A 6,486-nucleotide genomic window follows, 5' to 3' on the forward strand; every position below is an offset into this window, starting at 1 on the left:
ACGCTGCGCGTGCCAGTCCATTTGCGGAAACGCCTGCCCGGCAGGCGTTTTCCCCGCGGTTGGCAATCAGGATCTTGTCAAACACTTTGCGTCTCACTCCAAAATCAGGCCGCCCGCACTCATCTCGTGGCCGGGGCCGCAGGCCGGGAAAAGAAAGCCGAGAGCCGCCGCAGCACGGCGCGCAGGAACTTCAGCAGCACCACCAGCACCAGCACCGACAGCGCCACCATGCAGGCCAGCGCGATGCCGAAGGCGACCGGATGCTGCGTGGCCAGCCAGACCACCACCACGACCAGGCCGTCCTCGAAAAACGACAGCAGCCAGTTCGACACGGGCTCCGGCGACGTGTTGACGGCAGCCCGCGCGGTCATCTTGGTGGCCAGCGCCGTGGCGGACAGCGAGCCGCCCAGCAGGCCGGCCGCCAGCGCCATGCCGCCGTTGTCCGGGCCGAACACGCCAGCGGCCAGCAGGGCGCCCGCGGGCACGCGGATCACGGCATGCGCGGCGTCCCACAGGTTGTCGAACCAGGGCACCTTGTCGGCGACGAACTCCACGCACAGCAGCAGCCCGCTCACCAGCAGCACGGCCGGGTGCTGCAGCATGCGCAGCCCCTCCGGCAGCGCCAGCCAGCCGCCCGCGCCCATCGCGCCGACGAGAAAAACCACCGCGTAGAGCCGGAAGCCGCTGGCCCAGCCGAGCCCCGCGGCGAGCGCCAGCAGGCCCGGCATGTCCAGCACGCCCGTGGCGCGGCGCGCCTGCTCCGCCACGGCCTGGGCCGTGCCCGCATCCACGTGCAGGCCGGCGGCGTGCAGCCACTGGACGATGTGCAGCCAGAGGGCATCCATGGGGGCGGGCCCGCGGGGGCGTCCTCAGTCGCGAGCCGGCAGCCAGGCCGGCTTGCGCTTCTGCAGGAAGGCCTGCACGCCCTCGCGCCCCTCGCCGCTCGCCCGGATATCCGCAATGGACTCCACCGTCGAGGCGATGAGCGCATCGTCGATGGGCCGCCCCGCGATGTCACGCACCAGGCGCTTGCCCGCGGCCACCGCCTGCGGCCCGGCCGCGGCGATCGACTGCAGGACGGCATCGAGCTTCTCGTCGAGCTGCTCGAAATCCACCACCTCGTGCACCAGTCCCACGCGCAGCGCTTCCAGCGCGCTGAAGCGCTCGCCGGTCACGACATAGCGGCGCGCCGCGCGCTCGCCCATGGCCCGCACCACGTAGGGCCCGATGGTGGCGGGAATCAGCCCCAGCCGCACCTCGCTCAGGCAGAACGCCGCCGTATCCACCGCCACCGCCACGTCGCAGGCGGCCACCAGCCCCACGCCGCCCGCGTACACATCGCCCTGGATGCGGGCGATGGTCGGCTTCGGGCAATCGTTCAGCGTGCGCAGCATCGTTGCCAGCCGGCCCGCGTCCGCGACGTTCTCCGCGCGCGAATAGTCGGCCATGCGGCGCATCCAGTTCAGGTCCGCGCCCGCGCAAAAAGCCGGGCCTTCGGCGGCGAGCACGATGGCGCGCACGTCCTCCTGCCGGCCCAGCGCCTCGAACGCGCGTGTCAGCTCGGCAATGACCTCGTCGCTGAACGCGTTGCGCACTTCCGGCCGCGCGAGGGTGACGCGCGCGATCGATCCGGCCTGGCCGACGTGCAGATGGCGGTATTCGGTGGTCGTCATGGTGGATTCCTCCTTGTGCTGTCAGGATGGGCGAGCCCCGGGGCGCTCACATGCGGAAAACGCCGAACTTCGTGTCCTCTATGGGCGCATTGCGCGCGGCGGCCAGGCCCAGCGCCAGCACGCGGCGCGTGTCCGCGGGGTCGATCACCCCATCGTCCCACAGGCGCGCCGTGGCGTAGTAGGGGTGCCCCTGTTCCTCGTACTGGCGGCGGATCGGCGCCTTGAACGCCTCTTCCTCCTCCACGCTCCAGGTGCCGCCCTTGCCCTCGATCCCGTCGCGCCGGACGGTGGCCAGCACGCTCGCGGCCTGCTCGCCTCCCATCACCGAGATGCGCGCGTTCGGCCACATCCAGAGAAAGCGCGGCGAATAGGCGCGGCCGCACATGCCGTAGTTGCCGGCGCCGAACGAGCCGCCGATGACGATCGTGAACTTCGGCACGGCCGCCGTGGCCACCGCCGTCACCATCTTGGCGCCGTTGCGCGCGATGCCTTCGTTTTCGTACTTGCGGCCCACCATGAAGCCGGTGATGTTCTGCAGGAACACCAGCGGAATCTTGCGCTGGCAGCACAGCTCGATGAAATGCGCGCCCTTGAGGGCCGCCTCCGAGAACAGGATGCCGTTGTTGGCGATGATGCCCACGGGCATGCCCTCGATGCGCGCGAAGCCCGTGACCAGCGTGGTGCCGTAGCGCGCCTTGAATTCGTCGAATTCGCTGCCGTCCACGATGCGCGCGATGATCTCGCGCACGTCGAACGGCTTGCGCGTATCCACCGGAATCACGCCATACAGCTCCTGCGCCTCGAACGCAGGCGCCTGCGGCGCCGCGCAGCCGGCGGCCGGCGCGCGCTCGCGGTTCAGGTTGCGCACCGCATGGCGCGCGAGCTGCAGCGCATGCAGGTCGTTCTGAGCGAGATGGTCGGCCACGCCCGACAGCCGCGTATGCACGTCGCCGCCGCCCAGGTCCTCGGCGGTCACCACCTCGCCCGTGGCCGCCTTCACCAGCGGCGGGCCGCCCAGGAAGATCGTGCCCTGGTTCTTCACGATGATGGACTCGTCGCTCATCGCCGGCACATATGCCCCGCCCGCCGTGCAGCTGCCCATCACCACCGCGATCTGCGCGATGCCCTGCGCGCTCATCTGCGCCTGGTTGTAGAAGATGCGGCCGAAATGGTCCCGGTCGGGAAACACCTCGTCCTGGTTCGGCAGGTTGGCGCCCCCCGAATCGACCAGATAGATGCACGGCAGACGGTTCTGCTGCGCGATCTCCTGCGCACGCAGGTGCTTCTTCACGGTCATCGGATAGTAGGTGCCGCCCTTCACCGTGGCGTCATTGCACACCACCATGCAGTCCACGCCGCTCACCCGCCCGATGCCCGCGATCAGGCCCGCGCCCGGCGCCTCGTCGCCGTACATGCCCAGCGCGGCCAGCGGCGCGATCTCCAGGAACGGGGAGCCCGGGTCCAGCAGCTCGCGCACGCGGTCGCGCGGCAGCAGCTTGCCGCGCGCCGTATGCTTGGCGCGCGCGGCTTCGCTGCCGCCCAGGGCCACCTGGGCCGCGCGCTCGCGCAGATCCTGCACGAGCACGCGCATCGCGGAAGCATTGGCCTGGAAGTCGGCCGAGCGGGGATTGAGGCGGGATTCGAGAATCATGGCGGGGCGGGAGGAAGATTTCAGGCGGTGGCGCGCTCGGTCAGGCCGAGCTGCTCCTTCATGGCATCGCGGATCTTGAATTTCTGGATCTTTCCGGTCACCGTCATCGGGAATTCGGAAACGAACCGGATGTGGCGCGGCACCTTGTAGTGCGCGATCTGGCCCTGGCAGAACGTCCGGATGCTGTCCTCGGTGGGCTGCTCGCCGGGTTTGGCGATGATCCAGGCGCACAGCTCCTCGCCGTACTTCTCGTCGGGCACGCCCACCACCTGCACGTCCTGCACCTGCGGATGCCGGTAGAGAAACTCCTCGATCTCGCGCGGATAGATGTTCTCTCCACCGCGGATCACCATGTCCTTGATGCGGCCGACGATGTTCACGTAGCCCTCGGCATCCATCGTGGCCAGGTCGCCCGTGTGCATCCAGCCCTCCGCATCGATCGCCTCGCGCGTCTTGTCCGGATCGCCCCAGTAGCCGTGCATCACCGAATAGCCGCGCGTGCACAGCTCTCCGGAGCGGCCACGGGGCACGGGCTCGCCGGAATCCGGGTCGATGATCTTCACTTCCAGGTGCGGCTGCACGAGCCCCACGGTGAAGACGCGCTTGTCCAGCGGCGTTTCCGTGCTGCTCTGGCAGCTCACGGGACTGGTCTCGGTCATGCCGTAGGCGATGGTGATCTGCTCCAGGTGCATGTCGCTCACCACGCGCTTCATGACCTCGATCGGGCAGGGGGAGCCCGCCATGATGCCGGTGCGCAGCGTCGAGAGATCGAATTCCGCGAATCGCGGGTGCTGGAGCTCGGCGATGAACATGGTGGGCACGCCATGCAACCCCGTGCAGCGCTCGGCCTGCACCGTCTCCAGCACCGACAGCGGATCGAAGCCGTCGCTGGGATAGACGATGGTGCTGCCGTGCGTCACGCACGCGAGGTTGCCCAGCACCATGCCGAAGCAGTGGTAGAGCGGCACCGGAATGCAGAGCCGGTCTTCCGGCGTGAGGCGCATGCACTCGCCGATGAAGAAACCGTTGTTCAGAATGTTGCGGTGCGTGAGCGTCGCGCCCTTGGGAAAGCCGGTGGTGCCGCTCGTGAACTGGATGTTGATGGGGTCCCGCGGATCCAGCGTCTTCGCCACCGCGTCGATGCGGGCGTCCTGCGCATCGCCGCGCGCGAGCAATTCCGAGAACCGCAGCATTCCAGGCTCTTCGATGCCCCCCTGTCCCGGCGTGTCGATCCATACCACGGTGCGCAGGTGCGGCAGGCGCCGCGCGGCCAGTTGCCCCGGAGACTGCTGGATCCACTCGGGCGCCAGCTCCCGCAGCATGCCCACATAGTCGCTGGTCTTGAAGCGGGCCATCGCCACCAGCGCCTTGCAACCCACCTTGTTCAGCGCGTACTCGACCTCGGCCGTGCGGTAGGCAGGATTGATGTTGACCAGCACAAGGCCCACCTGCGCGGTGGCGAACTGCATCAGCACCCATTCGGCGTTGTTGTGCGACCAGATGCCCACGCGGTCGCCTTTCTGCAGCCCCAGCCCCAGCAGCGCGCCGGCAAGGCGTCGTACCTCGGCATGCAGTTCCGCATAGGTGTACCGCAGCCCTTGGTGGCGGCTCACGAGGGCTTCCCGGCCGGGATGGCGCGCCGCCATGCCGGCGAAGAAATCCCCCAGGGTCTGCTCGATCAGCGGAACACGGGTGTCGCCGCGCACATGGCTGGCGGCGGGCGAAAGGACGGACGGATCGGACGGCTGGGTCACGGCAGTTGTCTCCTGGTCATGCGGTCTCTGGCGGACCGGCGGCCTGCGGCGCGCGGCGCATGCGGGACAGCATGCCGGCGGACGCGGCCACACGGGCCAAGCATACGCCTGCGAGCCGCCGTCAGGGCCACCGATCAGGCCACACAGGTTGCAATTCGCGCCACCGGACTGCACACTCCCGGCATGACGACGAAGTCCCCGGCACCTGCCAGCTCCGTGCCACAGCCGGTGGCGGCCACCCCCATCGCCTTCGTCAATGCCATCGTGCATGCCTATGTCCAGCGCGGCATGAGCCCCGCCCACGCCCTGGCAACGGCACAAATCCCGCCACACAGCCTGCAAAACCCGCAGGCCCGCATCACCGCCTTGCAGATGGAGGCGCTGTCCGCCGCCGCCATGCGCGAGCTCGACGACGAGGCCCTCGGCTGGTTCTCCCGGCGCCTGCCCTGGGGCAGCTACGGCATGCTGGCGCGCGCCTCCATCAGCTCACCCACGCTGGGCATCGCACTGCGCCGCTGGTGCCGCCACCATGCGCTCATCGCGGACGACATCGGCCTGCACCTGGATGCCGTGGACGGTACCGCCACGCTGTCGCTGTCCGAGCACCGCGACCTGGGCATGCTGCGCGAGTTCTGCACCGTCTCCGTGCTGCGCAATGCCCTCGGGCTCGCCTGCTGGTTCATCGATTCCCGGCTTCCACTGCTGGACGCGTCCTTTCCGTTCCAGCCGCCGCCGCATGCCACGGTCTATCCGCTGCTCTTCGGGGTGGCTCCGCGCTTCGGCGCTTCCCAGGCCCTGCTGCGGTTCGACGCCCGATACCTCGACCTGCCCCTGCAGCGCGACGAGGACGCGCTGCGGCTGATGCTGCAACGCGCCCTGCCCCTCACCGTGCGCCAGTACCGCCGCGACCGCCTGCTGGTGCAGCGCGTGCGGCAGGCGCTGGCCCACGCGCCGGAGCTGTCCCACAGCGCGCAGACGATCGCCGCCGCGCTGCACGTCTCGGCCCGCACCCTGCACCGCCAGCTCCGGGAGGAGGGCGCCTCGCTGCAGGCACTCAAGGACGCGGAGCATGTCAAGGTAGTTGTCGCGTCGATCAAGCAGCCCGAGGCTGCGTATTCGATGCGGTCGCCGCGGCATTGGAGATGCCGTCGCGCTCAGGGTTGAGCGTGACCGATTGGACCGGCGCCCAGTTGCGGGTGCTGCCCGACCAGCGCGCGGGGTTGCGCTGTCGGGCCTGGGTGTAAAGGTGATGGCGAGCCTGCAGGATGGCCTGGTCCTGCCCGGCATGGCGCTGCGTCGGCGTGACGTAGCCGATCGCGCTGTGGCGGTGCTCGCAGTTGTACCAATGCACGAAGCCGCTGGCCCACTGGCGTGCCTGGTCCAGATCGTCGAAGCCGCCGCTGGCGGG

General features: G+C 69.3%; 6 protein-coding genes. 1 reads left to right on the forward strand and 5 read right to left on the reverse strand.

Annotation, left to right across the window (positions count from 1 at the left end; genetic code table 11):
• Positions 1-119 precede the first annotated feature (119 nt).
• The 4 genes from BLR99_RS21195 to BLR99_RS21210 are packed head-to-tail and all read right to left on the reverse strand — an operon-like array spanning position 120 to position 5,078.
• Positions 120-845, reverse strand: coding sequence for a DUF4126 domain-containing protein (locus tag BLR99_RS21195; protein WP_046059787.1), 726 nt, complete (start codon positions 843-845; stop codon positions 120-122).
• Positions 846-869: 24 nt separating this feature from the next.
• Positions 870-1,673, reverse strand: a complete 804-nt coding sequence (locus tag BLR99_RS21200; RefSeq protein WP_011797366.1) for an enoyl-CoA hydratase/isomerase family protein — start codon at positions 1,671-1,673, stop codon at positions 870-872.
• A 46-nt stretch (positions 1,674-1,719) separates the two neighbouring features.
• Positions 1,720-3,324 carry a carboxyl transferase domain-containing protein gene (locus BLR99_RS21205; RefSeq protein WP_011797367.1) on the reverse strand — a complete coding sequence of 535 codons (1,605 nt, stop codon included), beginning with the start codon at positions 3,322-3,324 and terminating at the stop codon, positions 1,720-1,722.
• A 20-nt stretch (positions 3,325-3,344) separates the two neighbouring features.
• Entirely contained in the window at positions 3,345-5,078 is a 1,734-nt protein-coding gene (locus BLR99_RS21210; protein ID WP_017439270.1) for an AMP-binding protein, read from the reverse strand.
• A 183-nt stretch (positions 5,079-5,261) separates the two neighbouring features.
• Here BLR99_RS21210 and BLR99_RS21215 point away from each other — a divergent pair, with 183 nt between their 5' ends.
• On the forward strand, positions 5,262-6,242 hold the full coding sequence (locus BLR99_RS21215; RefSeq protein ID WP_048857763.1) for an AraC family transcriptional regulator: 981 nt from the start codon (positions 5,262-5,264) through the stop codon (positions 6,240-6,242).
• Here BLR99_RS21215 and BLR99_RS21220 read toward each other — a convergent pair.
• On the reverse strand, positions 6,172-6,486 hold a 315-nt coding region (locus BLR99_RS21220), incomplete at its 5' end, for an integrase core domain-containing protein (protein WP_139160196.1). The two genes, BLR99_RS21215 and BLR99_RS21220, sit on opposite strands and share 71 nt — an antisense overlap.

Origin of the sequence: Paracidovorax citrulli (genome assembly GCF_900100305.1) — a bacterium.
GTDB classification, from domain to species: Bacteria; Pseudomonadota; Gammaproteobacteria; order Burkholderiales; family Burkholderiaceae_C; genus Paracidovorax; species Paracidovorax citrulli.